This is a genomic window from Sorangium sp. So ce834 (genome assembly GCF_051521425.1).
Classification (GTDB): domain Bacteria; phylum Myxococcota_A; class Polyangia; order Polyangiales; family Polyangiaceae; genus Sorangium; species Sorangium cellulosum_D.
This window is the reverse complement of the sequence record NZ_CP150351.1, coordinates 12,188,043-12,204,265: the sequence shown is the minus strand read 5'-3', so window position 1 is coordinate 12,204,265 and position 16,223 is coordinate 12,188,043. Positions and strand designations below refer to the sequence as shown.

General features: G+C 69.0%; 14 protein-coding genes. 8 read left to right on the top strand and 6 right to left on the bottom strand.

What is annotated here, in order from left to right:
* Window position 1 precedes the first annotated feature (1 nt).
* Together WMF20_RS44945 and WMF20_RS44940 are read right to left on the bottom strand one after the other, a co-directional pair.
* Complete coding sequence (locus WMF20_RS44945; RefSeq protein ID WP_437607927.1) at window positions 2–1,228, bottom strand: aminotransferase class V-fold PLP-dependent enzyme; 1,227 nt, start codon at window positions 1,226–1,228, stop codon at window positions 2–4.
* On the bottom strand, window positions 1,203–3,149 hold the full coding sequence (locus WMF20_RS44940) for a YgiQ family radical SAM protein (protein WP_129579999.1): 1,947 nt from the start codon (window positions 3,147–3,149) through the stop codon (window positions 1,203–1,205). The genes WMF20_RS44945 and WMF20_RS44940 overlap by 26 nt, the downstream gene beginning before the upstream one ends.
* Before the next feature lie 558 nt (window positions 3,150–3,707).
* Here WMF20_RS44940 and WMF20_RS44935 point away from each other — a divergent pair.
* Complete coding sequence (locus WMF20_RS44935) at window positions 3,708–4,457, top strand: RNA polymerase sigma factor (protein WP_437607926.1); 750 nt, start codon at window positions 3,708–3,710, stop codon at window positions 4,455–4,457.
* A 122-nt stretch (window positions 4,458–4,579) separates the two neighbouring features.
* Here the strand turns inward: WMF20_RS44935 and WMF20_RS44930 are convergent, their stop codons facing one another.
* Together WMF20_RS44930 and WMF20_RS44925 are read right to left on the bottom strand one after the other, a co-directional pair.
* Window positions 4,580–5,443, bottom strand: a complete 864-nt coding sequence (locus tag WMF20_RS44930; protein WP_437607925.1) for an alpha/beta fold hydrolase — start codon at window positions 5,441–5,443, stop codon at window positions 4,580–4,582.
* A gap of 126 nt (window positions 5,444–5,569) precedes the next feature.
* On the bottom strand, window positions 5,570–6,028 hold the full coding sequence (locus WMF20_RS44925; protein WP_437607924.1) for an N-acetyltransferase family protein: 459 nt from the start codon (window positions 6,026–6,028) through the stop codon (window positions 5,570–5,572).
* A gap of 443 nt (window positions 6,029–6,471) precedes the next feature.
* Here WMF20_RS44925 and WMF20_RS44920 point away from each other — a divergent pair, with 443 nt between their 5' ends.
* The 3 genes from WMF20_RS44920 to WMF20_RS44910 all read left to right on the top strand — a co-directional run bounded on the left by WMF20_RS44920 (window position 6,472) and on the right by WMF20_RS44910 (window position 10,796).
* Window positions 6,472–7,560: an AAA family ATPase gene (locus tag WMF20_RS44920; RefSeq protein WP_437607923.1), complete on the top strand. Its 1,089-nt coding sequence runs from the start codon at window positions 6,472–6,474 to the stop codon at window positions 7,558–7,560.
* A 217-nt stretch (window positions 7,561–7,777) separates the two neighbouring features.
* On the top strand, window positions 7,778–9,082 hold the full coding sequence (locus WMF20_RS44915; protein ID WP_437607922.1) for a cation:proton antiporter: 1,305 nt from the start codon (window positions 7,778–7,780) through the stop codon (window positions 9,080–9,082).
* 121 nt (window positions 9,083–9,203) lie between these two features.
* On the top strand, window positions 9,204–10,796 hold the full coding sequence (locus WMF20_RS44910; protein WP_437607921.1) for an alkaline phosphatase D family protein: 1,593 nt from the start codon (window positions 9,204–9,206) through the stop codon (window positions 10,794–10,796).
* Window positions 10,797–11,061: 265 nt separating this feature from the next.
* On the opposite strand, the gene WMF20_RS44905 is transcribed toward WMF20_RS44910, so the two are convergent.
* Entirely contained in the window at window positions 11,062–11,985 is a 924-nt protein-coding gene (locus WMF20_RS44905; RefSeq protein ID WP_437607920.1) for a hypothetical protein, read from the bottom strand.
* A 193-nt stretch (window positions 11,986–12,178) separates the two neighbouring features.
* Here WMF20_RS44905 and WMF20_RS44900 point away from each other — a divergent pair, with 193 nt between their 5' ends.
* The 4 genes from WMF20_RS44900 to WMF20_RS44885 all read left to right on the top strand — a co-directional run bounded on the left by WMF20_RS44900 (window position 12,179) and on the right by WMF20_RS44885 (window position 15,481).
* Window positions 12,179–13,345: an IS3 family transposase gene (locus tag WMF20_RS44900; RefSeq protein WP_437607919.1), complete on the top strand. Its 1,167-nt coding sequence runs from the start codon at window positions 12,179–12,181 to the stop codon at window positions 13,343–13,345.
* 218 nt (window positions 13,346–13,563) lie between these two features.
* Window positions 13,564–14,148 carry a hypothetical protein gene (locus WMF20_RS44895; RefSeq protein ID WP_437607918.1) on the top strand — a complete coding sequence of 195 codons (585 nt, stop codon included), beginning with the start codon at window positions 13,564–13,566 and terminating at the stop codon, window positions 14,146–14,148.
* Window positions 14,145–14,921, top strand: a complete 777-nt coding sequence (locus WMF20_RS44890) for a hypothetical protein (RefSeq protein WP_437607917.1) — start codon at window positions 14,145–14,147, stop codon at window positions 14,919–14,921. The genes WMF20_RS44895 and WMF20_RS44890 overlap by 4 nt, the downstream gene beginning before the upstream one ends.
* The gene (locus WMF20_RS44885) at window positions 14,918–15,481 is read left to right on the top strand and encodes a hypothetical protein (protein WP_437607916.1); all 564 of its coding nucleotides are present in this window, start codon (window positions 14,918–14,920) and stop codon (window positions 15,479–15,481) included. The genes WMF20_RS44890 and WMF20_RS44885 overlap by 4 nt, the downstream gene beginning before the upstream one ends.
* A gap of 372 nt (window positions 15,482–15,853) precedes the next feature.
* Here WMF20_RS44885 and WMF20_RS44880 read toward each other — a convergent pair whose 3' ends face one another.
* Complete coding sequence (locus WMF20_RS44880; protein ID WP_437607915.1) at window positions 15,854–16,081, bottom strand: hypothetical protein; 228 nt, start codon at window positions 16,079–16,081, stop codon at window positions 15,854–15,856.
* Window positions 16,082–16,223 lie beyond the last annotated feature (142 nt).

Sequence of the window (16,223 nt, the reverse complement as noted above, 5' to 3'; positions counted from 1 at the left end):
CTCAGCCCTTCCGCACCCGCGCGAGCGCCTCGTCCGTCGAGAGCAGCACCTGCTCCCACTCGTCCAGCGCGTTCGGCCAGTGCGGCGAGAAGCGCAGCACGCCGTCCGGGATCGCGCAGGCGATCCCGAGGCCGGTGAGCTCGCGGTAGAGCTCCACCACCGAGGCGCCGCCCGGCGGCCTCACCCCGAGCGAGCACGCTCGCAGCGCCGGATCCGCCGGCCGGAGGCTCTCCCAGCCGCGCTCCCGGAGCGCCTCCTCGAGCGGATCGAGGAAGCGGTTCGCGTGCTCGTGGATCCGCTCGACCCCGATCTGCAGGATCAGGTCCACCGCCGCCTCGAGCCCCGCGTAGCCCGCGGCGTTGAGGTTGCCCCCCTCCACGAAGTCGGCGCGCTGCCGGATCGGCCGGTCGTACCGGAGCTTGCCCGGGCCCTGGAACAGGAAGCTCACGCCGTCCTCGTGGCTCAGCCAGCCCGCCACCGCCGGCCGGAGCGCCTGCAGGCGCTCGCGGCGGATGTACAAAAAGCCCGTGCCCTCCAGCCCCATCATCCACTTGTGGCCGCCGCACGCGAGGTAATCGACCCCGGCCGCCCCGACGTCCACCGGCGTCGCGCCGACCGCCTGCACGGCGTCCACGCACAGCTCGGCGCCGTGCGCGCGGCAGAGCGCGCCGATCGCGGCGAGCGGCATCCGGAGCCCCGTCTGGAACTGCACCGCGCTCACCGCGACGAGCCGCGCGCCGCGCCGGAGCTCGTCCTCGAGCCGGGTGAGCCCCGAGCCGCTGCCGTCCGCGAAGCCGCCGAGCGGCAAGAACACGGTCTCCAGGCCGAAGAGCTCGGCCGCGCGCTGCCACGGGGTCACGTTCGCCGGGAACTCCCCCTCGAAGAGGATCACCCGGTCGCGCGGCCTCCAGGGGAAGCACAGGGCGATGTCGGTGAGCCCGCGCGTCGTGCTCTGGACCAGCGCGATGTCCTCGCCCTCTGCCCCGATCAGCCGGCCGAGCTTCTCCCGCAGGCGGAGCCGCTGCGCGCTCCACGCCGGGAACGCGGCCGCCCCCCGCGCGGCGTAGTCGTCGAGCAGCGCCATCACCGCGAGGCGCACCGGCCGCGACGGCGGCGAGATCCCCGCGTGGTTCACGTAGACGAGCGGCGCGAGGTGCGGGAACAGGCTGCGGTCGCCGAGCTTTGCGGCGAAGGCCCGATCTTTATCGATTTCGGCGGTGTGTCGCATCGGCTGGCTTCCCCCGGCGCTCGCCGCGGACCTTGGCGAGGTAGCGCGGCGGCGCGCCCTTGCCGGCCGCCGGCGGCACGAGGCAGTGCGGCTTCGTCCCGATGAGATCACCGCGGCCCGCCTTGATCAAGGCCTCCCGCGCCTCGTCGTGGTGCGCCGGGTCCCAGTAGAGCAGCAGCGCCTTCTGGAGCTTCTTCTCGCGCAGGTCCTTCGCCGTGTACACCGGCTCGCGCGTGAGCGGGTCGATCCCGGTGTGGTACATGCACGCGGCCATCGACATCGGCGTCGGGATGAAGTCCTGCACCTGGCGCGGCCGCATCCCGTTCCTCTTCAGGTACACGGCGAGGTCGACCATGTCGCGGAGCGTCGAGCCGGGGTGCCCCGAGATGAAGTAGGGCACGAGGAACTGGTTCTTCCCCGCCTCCTCGCTCGCGCACCGGAACTGCTCGGCGAAGCGCTCGTAGCTCTCGATGCCCGGCTTCTTCATCTTGTCGAGCACGTCCTTCTTGCTGTGCTCGGGGGCGACCGAGAGCTGGCCGCCGGTGTGGTGCGCGGCGAGCTCCTCGATGAACTCGGGCGACCGCTCGGCGAGGTCGTAGCGCACGCCGGAGGCGATGAAGACCTTCTTGACCCCGTCCTCCTCGCGCACCGCCTTCATCAGCTGGAGCAGCGGGCCGTGGTCGGTGTTCAGGTTCTCGCAGATCTCGGGGTGGACGCACGAGAGCCGCCGGCAGGCGTTCTCGATCGCCTCGTCCTTGCACCGCATCTGGTACATGTTCGCGGTCGGCCCGCCGAGGTCGCTGAGCACGCCGCGGAAGCCGTCCATGCGCCGGAGCGCCCGCACCTCGCGCAGGATGCTCTCCGCCGAGCGCGACTGGATCACCCGGCCCTCGTGCTCCGTGATCGAGCAGAACGTGCAGCCGCCGAAGCAGCCCCGCATCGTGACGACCGAGTGCTTCACCGTCTCGTACGCCGGGATCGGCGCGTCGTACGACCAGTGCGGCACCCGCGTGAACGGCAGGTCGTAGAGCGCGTCCATCTGCGCCGTCTCCAGCGGGAAGGCGGGCGGGTTGAAGTACACCGCCTCGGCGCCGTGCGGCTGGAGCAGCGGGCGCGCATTGCCTGGGTTCGTCTCGAATTGGAACGCCCGCGACATCTCCGCGAACGCGCGCCGGTCCGCCGCCACCTCCTCGTAGCTGGGGAGGATCACGGTTTTCCCGTCCGAGACGTAACGTGAGCCTTCGATGTGCTCCCATTCGCCTTTGCGCAGGGGGAGGGCGGTGCCGCGGACGTCGCGGATCGACCGGACGGGCTCGCCGCGGCGGAGGCGGTCGGCGACTTCCCAGACGGCCTTCTCGCCCATGCCGTAGATGAGCAGGTCGGCCTTGGCGTCGAGCAGGACCGAGCGGCGGACCTGGTCGGACCAGTAGTCGTAGTGGGCGATGCGGCGGAGGGACGCCTCGATGCCGCCGAGGACGATGGGGACGCCCGGGAAGGCTTGCCGGCAGAGGTTGGCGTAGACGATGGAGGCCCGGTTGGGGCGGAGGCCGACCTGTCCGCCCGGCGAGTACTGGTCCTCGCTGCGGACCTTCTTCTGGGCGGTGAGCTTGTTCAGCATCGAGTCGAGGTTGCCGGCGGTGACCCCGACCATGAGCCGGGGGACGCCCATCCGCAGCAGGTCGCTCGGGTCCTGGTAGCGCGGCTGGGAGATGATTCCGACACGGAAGCCGCGGCCTTCGAGGAAGCGGCCGATGATCGCCGCGCCGAACGCGGGGTGGTCGACGTAGGCGTCGCCGTTGACGAGCAGGATGTCGAGCGCGTCCCAGCCCCGGGCGCGCATCTCCTCCCGGGTCGTCGGCAGGAAGGCGGTGAGGTCGCGGGGGGCGGCGCCGGCGTTGCGGCGGAGCTGGAGGAGGGGCACGGCGCCGTCACCCTACGGGCCGGGGGAGCGGTCGGCAAGGGGGCGGCCCCGGCGCCGCCGGCGGGCCGGGGCGGGGCCTGGGCGGGCCGATATGGGGCTTCCGCGGCTGCGGGCGGGTTTCCGGGGGGGGGGGGGAGGGGGCGCGGGCGCGTCTGCGGGGCGCCTGCGGGGCGGGGCGGCGCTGCGGAGCGGCGCCTGCGGGGCGCCTGAGGGGGGCCGCTGGGGGGGCCTGCCGTCGAGCCCGGCAGGCGGGCGCTCGCCGCCGGGGCGCTGGAAGGCGGCGAGGGCGCGGCCGAGGCGGCGCGCCGGGGGGGGGGGCGGTCGCATTTTCCCGGGCAAAACGCGCAAATTGCGCGACGTCCCGCCAGCAGATCACGAATTCGGATGGCCAAGCATCGAATTTCCGGAGGCGACATGGGGGCTGGCGGGCCGGGGCGGGCGGGAGTCGCTCGGTGGAAGTCGCGCGCGATCCACAAAATAAGCGGCAAAACCCGGGGTTTTCGCGTCGAGGGGGCGGGTTCCCAAATGACTCGGAAAGAGGGTTCGTAAAACTTATATGTGGAATCTCAACCCGATGATGCCCTCCGCGCCAAACACCACAGCTTCGCTGTGGTGTACGAGGTGGGGGCTCCCTTCCTTCGCAGGACGCTCCGCAGCTATGGCGTGGACGCCGACGATCTCGAGGACGTCCTGCACGACATCCTCATGGCTGCCTACCGCCGTCTGGGGAGCTTCGACGCGAGCCGCCTGCTGCGCGCCGCCCTGGGGTTGCGCGACGACGAGGAGGTCCCCGGCGGCGAGCCGGTGCCGTTCAGCGCGGTCCTCCCCTACGTGAGCAAGCTGCGGGCGCGGCGGGCGTGGGACCCGGTGTACCGGTGGCTCTACGGGTTCGCGTGGCGGCAGCTGACCCACTACCGGCAGCGGGCGTTCCGGCGCCGCGAGAGCCCGGCGGGCCTGCAGAGCAGCGCGATCTTCGCCGGGGTCGACCAGCGCCCCCGCCTGGAGCAGCGGGTGGAAGCGACGGAGCGGGCCGAGGTGATCGACCTGCTGCTCGCGAGCCTCGTCCCGCAGCGGCGCGTCATGCTGGTGATGCACGACATGCTCGACATCCCGGTCGTGGAGATCGCCCGGGAGCTCCAGATCAACGAGAACACGGCCCAGAACCGCCTCCGGCTGGCCCGGGAGGACTTCCGGGCGGCGGTGAAGCGGCTCGCGCCCGAGCAGCGGAGCGCGCTGCGCCTCGGCGACCGGCCGTTCGCCACCGAGGCGACGGCGCGGCGCCGGCCGGCCCCGCCGCGGCGCGAGTAGCGAGGTGCTCGGGCGCGGCGGCTGCTGGGGTCCCGAGCGAGGCGGAGCCTCGCGAGGTACAACTCCGTCTACCTGCGTGTCGTTCGTCGGTCGTGCTCGTCTCTCGTCACCCGTGCTCGTCTCTAGCGCAGTCCCTCGGTGCGCCTGACGAAGGCGCTCATCAACGCGGCGCATTCGGCCGGATGGGTCTCGAGCAGGAAATGCGGACCGTCGAGGATGTGCGCCTCCATACGCGGGAGCGCCTTCATCCAGGAGAGGGTCTCCTCGAGGCCGAAGAAGACATCGTGCCGGCCCCATATCATCAGCGCCGGGGGCTGCCAGCGAGCGAGATGATCGGCGATCTCCCCGAACCGCGCGAAATGGCTGCGATAGTCGAGTACCAGCGCGCGCTGCGTCTCGAGCCGGCCGGGGAGCGACATGATCCGCCAGTCCTCCTCCCACAGCCGGGCATCGATGCGCTCCGCGATGTCCCGGGGCACGCCGCCCACATATTGGTCGCGCGTCCCTTCGAGGGTCAGGTGCGCGGTCGCCTCAGCTTCCCGCTCCGGCGTGGGATCGTCCCAATAAGCTCTGGTCGGCGACCACTGCGGCCCCATCCCGCTCTCATGGGCATTGGCATTCTGGACGATGAGGCTGCGTATCCTGCGCGGCGCGCGCGTGGCGAGATGAAGCCCTACCGCCGCTCCAAAATCGTGGAGGTAGAGGTGGAAGGACTCGGCTCCGAGCCGCGCGAGCAATCCGTCGATGATGTCGGCGAAACGCGAGAATGAGGGCCGCTCGACCGGCTCGGAGCCTCCGAACCCCGGGAGGTCCGGAGCGATCACGAAGCAGTCCCGCGCGAGGGTGCCGATCACGCTCCGAAACGATTTCGAGGAGCTTGGAAAACCGTGGATCAGAAGAAGCGCCGGTTTCTCCCGATCGCCCGCGAGGCGGACCGCCACTTCGGTACCTTCAACCTCAAACCTCACCAGTTCCGGTTCTCTCATTGCCCCTGGCTCCTCCGGTCCCTTCAGATGCCCGACGCGCTTCACCGGCAGATTGTGACACGGCCTGCCGTGCATCCGCGAGTCGTGCGGCCGTCGCTGGATGCGACCACCAGCTCGATCGTCGACTCACACACGCTTCACCATGGCTCGCTCGCCCACTTCGCGAGACGGACCAACGTCGATGAATCCGTGGCGGATGTACAGCGAGATGGCGCTGAGATTGTGCTCCTTCACGTCGAGGCGGAGCTCGCGTGCGCCCTGCTCGCGTGCCCACCGCAGGATCTCCTCGACCAGCGCGTCTCCGACTCCGCGGCCGCGCACCTCCGGCGCTACCCACATGCTGATCAGCTCGTGGGTGCCTTTGAAAGGCGCGCCTGTCGCCATGCCGACCGGCTCGCCGTCAATGTAGGCCACGAGGTTGTGGGAACCAGGCAGCTCCAGGCGCGCGCGCCAGCGCTCCTCGGAAGCGTTTCCCCATTCCTCGAGCGTCGAGCCGAAAGCATGGGGAGCGTCCGCGAGCGCGCGCAGCCTGACGTCGCGCCAGGTGGCCCAATCGTCAGACGTCAAGGCCCGCAAGTGGATCACGTGAATCCCTCATGTGCTGGTGGCGAGCTGCCCAAGCCGAACAACTCGGCGACTTGCATCGGTCTGTACAACGATTCGTCGATGGGTCAACCGAAGCCGCCGGACCAGGTCGATCAGACCGCCGCATTGTGAGCTACACCACAGATTGGCTCTGCGCCGCAAGGCCCAGATGCTGTCCAGCGCCATAGGGGTCGAGCTCGGCCACCTCGTCGGCGAGCTGGGGTCGCGATGGCACCAGGACGAGGACCGTCGCCAAGGGCCGGCGTCGGGGGAGGCGAAGGGGAGGCGAGCTCGGCGCGGCCGCCGTTCGCTCGAGGCGATGCCGGTGACGAGGGGGCTCGACCAGGGCATCGGCTCCTCGCGACGGTTCTCGTCCCGTTGCCATCGCGACCCCTGATCGCGGCGCGGGCGGCGGGTGACCACGATAGGCTATCCTGGGCGGGATGACGGTCCAGGAGCTCCACGTCGCCGGGTATCGCTCGATCCGCGAGCTGACCCTCCCCCTCGCGCAGGTGAATATCATCGTCGGACCGAACGGCGTCGGCAAGACCAACCTCTATCGCACCATGGTGCTGCTCGGCGCCGCGGCGAGCGGGAGCTTTGCGCGCACCCTGGCCGAGGAGGGGGGGATGCCGTCTGTGCTCTGGGCCGGCCAGCGCAGCAAAGGCCCGGTGCGGATGACGCTGCGGGTGCGGCTGGATCAGCTCGTCTACGAGCTCCAGTGCGGGCTGACGCCGCCGCCTGCGGGGCCGTTCCAGCTCGACCCGGACATCAAGGAAGAGAACCTCTGGCTGCTCGACAAGCGCCGCCGCCTGCCGATGCTGGAGCGGGCCGCGGGCTCGGCCTTCGCGCGCGACGTGGACGGCCACCGCGTGACCTTTCCCTTCTCGCTCTGGGGCTCGGAGTCGGTGCTGTCGCAGGTGGTGGAGCCGCACCGCTTTCCGTTGCTCTCGGTGGTGCGGCAAAAGCTGATGAACTTCCGGTTCTATCACCACTTCCGCACCGACTCCGGCGCCCCGTTGCGGGTCGAGCAGGTCGGGGTGCGGACGCCGGTGCTCAGCACCGATGGCCACGATCTCGCCGCGGCGCTGGCGACGATCCTCGATATCGGCGACAGGGGCGCCTTGCGGGATGCCGTCTCCAGCGCGTTCCCGGGCGCGACGCTCGAGGTCTCGTCGACGCAGGGGCGGTTCCGCGTCGAGCTCGCGTTGCCAGGGATGTCGCGGCCGCTCGACGCCCGCGAGTTCTCGGACGGCACGGCGCGCTATCTCTGTCTCCTGGCGGCGCTCTTGAGCCCGAGGCCTCCGCTGCTCCTGGCGCTGAACGAGCCGGAGACGAGCCTGCATCCGGATCTGCTCGGGCCGCTCGGGGATCTCCTTGTGCACGCGGCATCCCGGAGTCAGCTGTGGATCACGACGCACTCGCGCCCGCTGGCAGAGCGGATCCGGAAGGCGACGCCCTGCCGGGTCATCGAGCTTGGCAAGAGCGGTGGAGAGACGGTGCTGGCAGGCGGCGCGGCGGAGGAGGAATGACGCCCTGCGCCGGGGAGCAGAGCCTGCGGCACATCGGCGGAGGCAGCTGCTCGGCAGCCGTTCGGACAGCCCGACGCAGGTCCCGCGGTCGAGGCTTGACATTTTGAATCAGCTTGGATTTTCTTCCCCTTCGGGTATATTTTGACGTCCAACATTTTGTCCAGACTGCGCCGCGTCTCGCTCGAGCCGACGCGCGTCGGTCTGTAAGCCTGGGAGCATGGATCTATTCCAAGTCTCGGCAGCGTTGCTCTCGCTCACCGCGATCTTCAGCTTCTTCAACCATCGGTTCCTCAGGCTGCCGACCACGATCGGGTTGATGCTGATCGCGATGACGACGTCCCTCGTCATGGTGGCCGTCGGAGAGCTGTTTCCGGCGGTGGAGGCCGAGGCGAAGGAGCACCTCTCGGGCATCGATTTCAACAAGACGTTGATGCAGGGGATGCTCGGCTTCCTGCTGTTTGCCGCCGCGTTGCACGTCAACCTGGCGGATCTGAAGAAGCAGCGGCTCGTCATCGGCGTCCTGGCCACCGGGGGTGTGCTCATGTCCACCGTGCTGGTGGGCGGCATGACCTACGCCCTCATGACGCTGATGGGCGTGCACATCCGGCCGGTTTACTGCTTGCTCTTCGGCGCGCTCATCTCCCCCACCGATCCCATCGCGGTGCTCGGGGTCCTCAAGCACGTGGGGGCGCCGAAGGAGCTCGAGATGAAGATAGCCGGGGAGTCGCTCTTCAACGACGGCGTGGCGGTGGTGGCGTTCATCGGGCTCCTGGAGATCGCGTCGGGGACGTCGGGCCTCGATCTGCAGCGGCTCTCGCTGCTGTTCGTCCAGGAGGCGATCGGCGGCGTGCTGTACGGCCTCGCGCTCGGCTTCGTGACGCTCGCCATGTTGCGAAAGGTCGACGACTACAAGGTCGAGGTCTTGCTCTCGCTGGCGACCGCGGCGGGCGGCTACGCCCTGGCGTACGCGCTCCATGTCTCCGGCCCCATCGCCATGGTGGTGGCCGGGCTCTTCATCGGGAACGAGGCGCGCGCCGGCGCGATGAGCGAGAAGACCCGCGAGCACCTGGACGACTTCTGGGAGCTGATGGACGAGATCCTGAACGCGGTGCTGTTCGTCTTGATCGGCCTCGAGCTCTTGATCGTCGCCTTCGACGCCCAGTCGTTGCTCGCGGGGCTCCTCGCGTTTCCGGTCGTGCTGCTCGCGCGGTTCATCGCGGTCGCGCTGCCGGTGAGCCTCATGAAGAGGCGCAGGGTCTTCACCCCGGGGGCGATCCGCATCCTCACCTGGGGCGGCCTTCGCGGAGGCGTCTCGGTGGCCCTCGCGCTCTCCGTCCCCGGGAAGCTCGCGGATGGCACGCTCGTTCCGGAGCGCGAGATGGTGCTGACCATCACCTATGTCGTGGTCGTCGTCTCCATCGTGGTGCAGGGCCTGACCATCGGCCCCTTGCTGCGCCGGACGATCGCCGCCGCCGCTGCCGCCGAGCCGGAGGAGGCGCCGATCGCCGTCGGCGGTGGCTAGCTCGCCGGCGGATCACGAAGCGCGGAGCGACCCACCGCCGGTGCGTTTACATGGGCCCACGCGCATGGTGTCATGACGGCGACGGGCCGCTCCCCAGGGCGACCCCTGGAAGGAGGCTCTCGTGGCCGAGCTGTTCCCGGGCGGCGGGGCGGAGCGCCGTATGCCCCGCTTCGCAGGGATCTGGACGACGACGTTCGGGACGCTGACCATCACGCAGAGCGGCAGCGCTGTCCGCGGCACGTACACGCACAAGGGCGGCCGCGTCGAGGGCGAGCTCGAGGACGGCGTGGCCCGGGGCCGGTGGTTCGAGCCCGAGCACGGCAAGGAGGGCTCGTTCGAGCTCACCATCGATGACAGCGACAATACGTTCGGTGGCTCGTGGAAATACGCGGGCTCGGCGGGCTGGGACGGGCCATGGAACGGCGTGCGGCTCGAGCTCCCCTCCGAGGCGGAGGGTGGCAATCCGGGCGGATGGAACAGCTATCCGGAAGGCCCGCTCCTCGCGGGCCCGATGGTCGGCGAGGTCTCCGAGACGGAGGCGCGCATCTGGATCCAGGCGAGGGACACCTCTCCGCTCTCGATCTCGTTGTTCTCCGACGACGGCGAGGAGATCGGCGCCGCGCTCTCGCCCGAGCGAGCCGAGTGGCTCTGCGCCGCCTTCCACGTCACGGGCCTGCGCCCTGGCCAGCGCTACCGCTACGAGATCTCGAGCGAGAACGGGCTCACCGATCGCCATGAGCTCCGCACCGCGCCCGAGGCGGGCGCGCGCAGGCTCAAGATCGCCTACGGCTCGTGCTTCTGGGACTATTCGAACGCGCGGCTCACCATCTTCGACGCCATCGCGCGCGAGGGCGCCGACGTCTTCTTGATGATCGGCGACACGTCCTACTGCGCCGATCTCGACGTCCGCTCCGAGCACACGCTGATGCTCACGCACCTCCGGAATCGCAATAGCGATGCGATCCGGAGGCTCTTGGCCGAGGTCCCTGTGCTCGGCATCTGGGACGACCACGACTTCGGCCCGAACGACGCGGACGGCCGCTACGAGGGCAAGGACACCTCGCTGCGCGCGTTTCAGCGCTGCTGGGCGCAGGCCCGCTTCGGGCTGCCCGACGTGCCCGGGGTCTTCTCCTCCGTCCGGATGGGCCCCGCCGAGATCTTCCTCCCAGACTCGCGCTACCACAAGCGCGTCTCCGGGGCGGAGATCCTCGGCCGCGCCCAGCTCGATTGGCTGCTCGCAGGCCTCGGCGAGAGCGCCGCGCCCGTGAAGATCATCGCCTCGCCCACGCAGGTGCTCCCCGAGCATCCCGTCAACAACGGCTGGGACAGCTTCCGCACCGACGCGCCCGGCGAGCTCGAAGAGATCCTCTCTTTCATCGAATCAAACGACATCCAGGGCGTGGTCTTCGTGAGCGGCGACCTCCACATGGCGAACCTCATCCACGTGCCCGGGCGCGACGTCGGCGGGCGCGCGGGGCCCGAGTTCTGGGAGCTCACGTCGAGCCCCCTCGCGAACGCGCCCTGGAACGAACCTCAGGTGGGCAGGGGCATCGATCGCTATCTCATCAGCGAGGTGTTCGACCGCACGAACTACGGCGTCGTAGACATCGATCTCGACCGGACCGGCGAGGAGATCGCGCTTGTCCTGAAGGGCGAGCACGGCGAGACGTTGCTTCGGCAGCCGATTGCGCTCGCGGATCTGCGCGTACGTTGAGCGCGGCCTTGACCCCCGGAGCCGTTCTCCCTCCCAGGGATGGAGCGCAGGGGCGATGAGGGTGACCGACTGGAGAACATCACGCGCCCGCCGCGATCGCATCCTGGAGGCGCGGGAACTCGGGCTTGAAGGGGTGCGGCGCGGTGGCCGTCTCCTTTAGCTCGGATCCCCTGGATTGGGTGTGGGCCTTCCGTCAGGCCCCTCTCACCGCGTGAGCGGCGGCCAGTGTGCGGGAAGTGGGCAGCTCCGCAGAGCGAGCCTCGAGCTAGAACGCTCGGAGGTCCAGAGAGGCGAGCACGGCGACGATCGTGGCGATGGCGAGCGCGAGCGACGCGATGACCGAGAAACAGCTCGCCGCCCAGACGCGCCCGGGGAGCGCTGGGTCCCATTCGCCCCGCGCATCCGGCCGCGGGGCGGAGGCGAAGTCGCAGTTCGCCAGGCCGCCGCCCGTCTCGGGATCGACGAGCACGACGCCGCGGAACGATGGCCCCGTACGCACCGTGACGTGCGTGATGTGTCCGCGCGGGGTCTGCACCGCGAGCGTCGTCGCCGAGCCGAGGCCCGAGTACGGGCGCAGCGTGATGTCCCAGCCGTTCGTCCAGAGCACGGGCCAGTTCCTGAGCCGCACGCCCGAGTACGCTTCGCTCTTCTGGAGCACGGTGCCGACCTCGCCGCGCGCGAGGAGCCGCAATCGCTTCGTCGCGACCGCCAACGACACGCCCCAGAGCGCGACGAGGAACGCAGCCATCGCTGCGGCGCCCGCGAGCGGCCCAGCGTACCACGGGAGGAGCAGGAACGGCGCGATCAGCATCGTGAAGGGAGGAAACAGGGCGATCTTGAAGAAGGACCATGCCCCGCGGGACAGCTCCGCGAAGACGTACGCGGCAGGCACGGCGCGCGGCCCCGGCCGGAGCGGCGCGACAGCGCGAGCGCGCTCGGCAAGCACCGACTCCATCGCGCGGAGGGCCTCGCCGAGACGAGCGGCTTCTCCGGCGTAGTACGCGCGCTGACCCTGGAGGAGATCCACGGAGGCCGGCACCCCCACCGCGGCGGGCGGCGGCGTGTACGTGGCGAGCGGAATCGGAGCCACCCCGCCTTCCACGAGGCGCGCATTGAGGGCCGCGACACGCGCCACAACCTGCACGAGCGCGGCGTAGCTCTCGAGCACCTGCGCCTCGGCCGTTCGCACGAGGACCGCATCGTCGGATGCACGATACATCGTCCAGCTTGAATATCGGGCGGGAGCGCCTGCCGCAAGAGCTCGGTTGGTACCATCGTCCCCGCCACCGGTGCGCGTCTCGCCGTGTCCGGTGCGGAGCGTGTCGCCAGGATGGTCCTCCCCCCGCTTCCGTCGACACCCCCGACGGCACCAGGAGGCAGGGATGGGACGGAGAAAGAGGAGGGCGTTCACGCCCGAGTTCAAGGCGGAGGCGGTACGGCTGGCGAAGGCGAGCGACCGGAGCATCGGCCAGGTGGCGAAGGACCTCGACCTGACCGAGACGGCGCTGCGCGACTGGATCAAGCGCGCGGACACCGACGCGGGCCACGGCCCGCCGGGGGCGCTGACGACGCCGGAGCGTGAGGAACTGCAGCGGCTGCGCCGCGACGTGAAGCGGCTGGAGATGGAGCGCGAGATCTTAAAAAAGCGGCGACCTTCTTCGCGAAGGAAAACGAGTGAGGTTAGAGTTCATCGACGCGGAGAAGGCGCACTACCCGGTGCTGGTGCTGTGCGCGGTGCTGCTGGTTCGCGCAGCGGCTACTACGCGTGGGCCAAGCGTCCGGAGTCCGCGCGGGCCAAGTCCGACGCTCAACTGAGCGTGCAGATCAGGGCCGTGCACCACAAGAGCCGTGGCCGCTACGGCAGTCCGCGCATCCACGCGGAGCTGCGTGCTCGCGGCACGCGTGTCGGCAAGAAACGGGTCGAGCGGCTGATGCGCGCTCAGAGGCTCGCGGCTCGGAGGAAGCGGCGTTTCCGCCGCACCACCGACTCGCGGCACAACGGCCCGATCGCCCCGAATGTGATCGAGCGGCAATTCGATGCTCGAGCGCCCAACCAAGTCTGGGTGACGGACGTGACGTACATTCCCACCGGCGAGGGCTGGCTGTACTTGGCCGTGATCCTGGACCTGTTCTCGCGCCGCGTGGTCGGCTGGGCCGCGAGCGCGTTCGACGATCGCGCCCTGGCGCTCACCGCGCTCGCGTTCGCCTTGGGAACGCGGCGGCCGGCGCCTGGGCTGGTGCACCACTCGGACCGCGGCAGCCCCTACGCCAGCGACGACTACCGGCTCGTGCTCGGGGCCCACGGGCTCATCCCGAGCATGAGCCGCGCCGGCGACTGCTGGGACAACGCCGTGGCCGAGAGCTTCTTCGCGACGCTGAAGACGGAGCTGGTCGAGCACGAGCGCTACCCGACGCGAGCGGCCGCCACCGCCTCTGTCAGAGACTACATCGACAACTTCTACAACCTGAAACGCCGGCACTCACGGCTCGCCTACATGAGCCCGATCGAGTTCGAATTGAAGACCTACGTGACCGCGCGCGCGGCATAGTGAGACTGTCCCCGGAAGCGGGGGAGGACCAGCGGACCCTGGCCGGCCTGGCGCGCGCGATGGCTACGGGCGACCGGTCCGGCCGGACGCTCCGAAGCACAGGCGGCGGTCGCCGCGCAGGCAGCTGCGCGCTGGCGCACGCTCTGGACGGTACGACCTACGCCATCGTGCTGTTCTCTCATAGATTCCGGTTGACGCCTAATCCTACCATCAGAAGGATGGGCCGCATCGCTACGTTGTCCGGGTGTTGCAGAGGGGGCAATGAGACGGTGATAACACTGGCCAGGCGGATCCCATCGGCGGCGCTGGCCGCTCTCGTGCTTGTTCCGACGCAGGTAGAAGCCTCCGAGCTGAGCGCCGGTGTGAGCCTCGGATGGGTCCAGGCCGGTACCGTTCCGCGCCTCGCGGTGGGGCCGCACGCGAGCATAGCGTGGCCCATCCAGCGAGACATCCTGTTCGCGGTGCACGACATGTGCATGATCCTACTCCTGACCCAGGAGGACGGGCCCGGGGTCTACAACCAGACCTCGGTTGACATCGGGTACGCGTGGGAGGACGGCAACGTCAACGCGGGGCCATCGGTCGCGTTCTACGTCTTGCCGGCCTGCGGCATCACCTTGTGCGGCCTCGTCGGTGGCTTGGCCGTAGGCGGCCACGCGCAGACCAACGCGTACGTTGCTGGACCGCTGGGGGTGTCGGTGAACGTCAACGTGGACTGGGTCGGTCGGGGCAGTCTGGTGCTGCCGGGCTACGTGTCCGTCGTCGTTGTTGCTGGTCCTGTGCTTCGATGGAGTGCTAAATGAACGCGAGAAAAGCGCTGTTATTGATCGTGGCCATCTCGGTTTGGTCGCTGGCGGCGTGCAACTGGACGATAGGAGACTGCTATCCTGTCGGGGAAAGAACTTCGGGTGCAGGTGCCGGTCCAGGCTCGGAGCCCCGCCCCATCTACACCTCCGCCGCATCCGGTGACTTCGGGGCGGAGCCGCCGGACGGCCCGTACGACGGCAGCGGGCGCAAGATCGCGTGCAACGAGTCGGACCTCGAAGACGAAGAGGAGAGGCCGAGCGACAGCTCGGAGACCACGACATACAGCCCAGAGAGCCCGCGAGACCCGTGCCCCGGATTCGGCGACGTAGCCGCAGACGGAGCGACCTTCTTGAGCTGTAGCGGTGCATGCAGCTCGAAGTGTCCGAAGCCTGGAATGGCCCACTTTGTATACGTAAATTTTGATCCGTCGGATTTTCCGTTTGTCACCATTGTCAATGATGACGGAAGGGGTAAAGGCGGAGGGTACCAGCAGGCCAAGGCAAACCTGAAATTCGAGCACAGATTTCCAGGCGGCACCACGGAGTGGTACTGCGTTATCACCATCAAAATGCCGCTCCGGACTGAGTTGATGGGGAAAATCGATCCACTCCGTGCGGCCAACCTCAGCGAAGAGATCACGGAGGAGGTCGCACAGCTCATGGACTACAACCTCCCGCCGGGAATCTTTTGCAAAAGGTTTGCCCTCCAGGCGGACGCTACGTTCAAGTCCAAGTATACGGGGCTCGGCGCCTCGGTGACAAGTCCATGAAGATAACTCGCTCCGAGCTGCTCGACGTCGTCTACCGCTTCTATCCGCGGGGGGTAGACAAAATCATGCGCATCTATGTGCCTCCGGGCGAGCCCGTCTACGAGGACACGGAGGAGCACCGCCGCCTGGTGGAAGCCGCAAACCGCGGGCGAGCGGAGTACCCAACGTGGGAATCGATGATCCACCGCATGTACGAACGATACGGCCTTCAAAACGAGTCGCTCAGCCTGGTGGCGGGGGGGAGCGACCCGGCGTACTCGGCCCGCATCTATCGCCCCAAGGACTTGGAGCCCGTCCCCTCGCCCAACAGCAGGGCTTCGCTCAGCTTCCACGTGAGCCTCCTCGGGCCCTACTATGGGATCCACGATACGGGCGAGCCCGACGAGATACCGGCGGCGGTCGCAGAAGAGATCGAGGCCACGTACCCCGGCTACCAGCCGATCCCGCCGGAGCTCGGGAACGAGGTGGTGCCGGATGTGGACATGGATGGGGTGATGATGGGCGAGGCGACGATCTACATGTGCCTCTTCTCGCCCAAGTGGACTTGGGTGGAGCCGTAGCTACTCCCCTGGGCGACCGCAGTCCACGTGGCCGAGCTGGGGCGCTTCGCCGTCGAGGAGTTCGAGGCGAATTCGGCCGCGCCCCATCCGTGGCAGCACGGCCGTGGCGGTACGCGCCGGGGGGGAGCTCGGGCGGATCGCTCCTCGGCAGGGATCATCTCCCCCAGGTAGAAGCGTTCACATCGCCGGCGGGCAATCTGGGCGAGGCCGAAGAGCGCGAGCTCGGCGCGATCGTTGTGCTCGTCACGCGGGCGCGGCCGCGGTTTACACCTCGCCGAGCTCGGGCGCGGCGTCGACGACGAGGACCGCGAGCGCTACTTCGGCCGCCTCCCCGTCGCAGTAAAGGTCTAAGTCCAGAACTATGGGGCGGTCCTAACGGTTGCAGCAGAGCACGTGCGTGTCACCGGGCTCCAGCTCGCCGCTCACAACCGTGGAATCGGTCGAAGGGGTGCAAGTCGGCTCGTCCTTCACGAAGATGGACCGCACCGCGCCGATCTGTCCGTCGATCGTATCCGTGCAGAGCGGCCTATCCAGCCCGGAAATAAGAACGGATCCGAGCTCTTCGGAGCAGTCTGCCTGATAATACAGCGTGGTCTGCACGCGGCACTTGTCGCGGCTCGGCTGGCTACAGGAGCACGGGCTGCACGTACGCGTGTCGTTGTAGAGGGGGAACTCCCGCCGCCTCCGGTAGGAGTCCCAGCATTCTCCGTTCGGCTGCGGGGGGTAACAGTAGAGGAACGAC

Coding starts and splice junctions, on each gene's coding strand:
- WMF20_RS44945 (WP_437607927.1), bottom strand. CDS start 1,228: ATGCGACACACCGCCGAAATCGATAAAGATCGGGCCTTCGCCGCAAAG.
- WMF20_RS44930 (WP_437607925.1), bottom strand. CDS start 5,443: ATGAGAGAACCGGAACTGGTGAGGTTTGAGGTTGAAGGTACCGAAGTG.
- WMF20_RS44920 (WP_437607923.1), top strand. CDS start 6,472: ATGACGGTCCAGGAGCTCCACGTCGCCGGGTATCGCTCGATCCGCGAG.
- WMF20_RS44915 (WP_437607922.1), top strand. CDS start 7,778: ATGGATCTATTCCAAGTCTCGGCAGCGTTGCTCTCGCTCACCGCGATC.
- WMF20_RS44900 (WP_437607919.1), top strand. CDS start 12,179: ATGGGACGGAGAAAGAGGAGGGCGTTCACGCCCGAGTTCAAGGCGGAG.
- WMF20_RS44895 (WP_437607918.1), top strand. CDS start 13,564: ATGGGCCGCATCGCTACGTTGTCCGGGTGTTGCAGAGGGGGCAATGAG.
- WMF20_RS44890 (WP_437607917.1), top strand. CDS start 14,145: ATGAACGCGAGAAAAGCGCTGTTATTGATCGTGGCCATCTCGGTTTGG.
- WMF20_RS44885 (WP_437607916.1), top strand. CDS start 14,918: ATGAAGATAACTCGCTCCGAGCTGCTCGACGTCGTCTACCGCTTCTAT.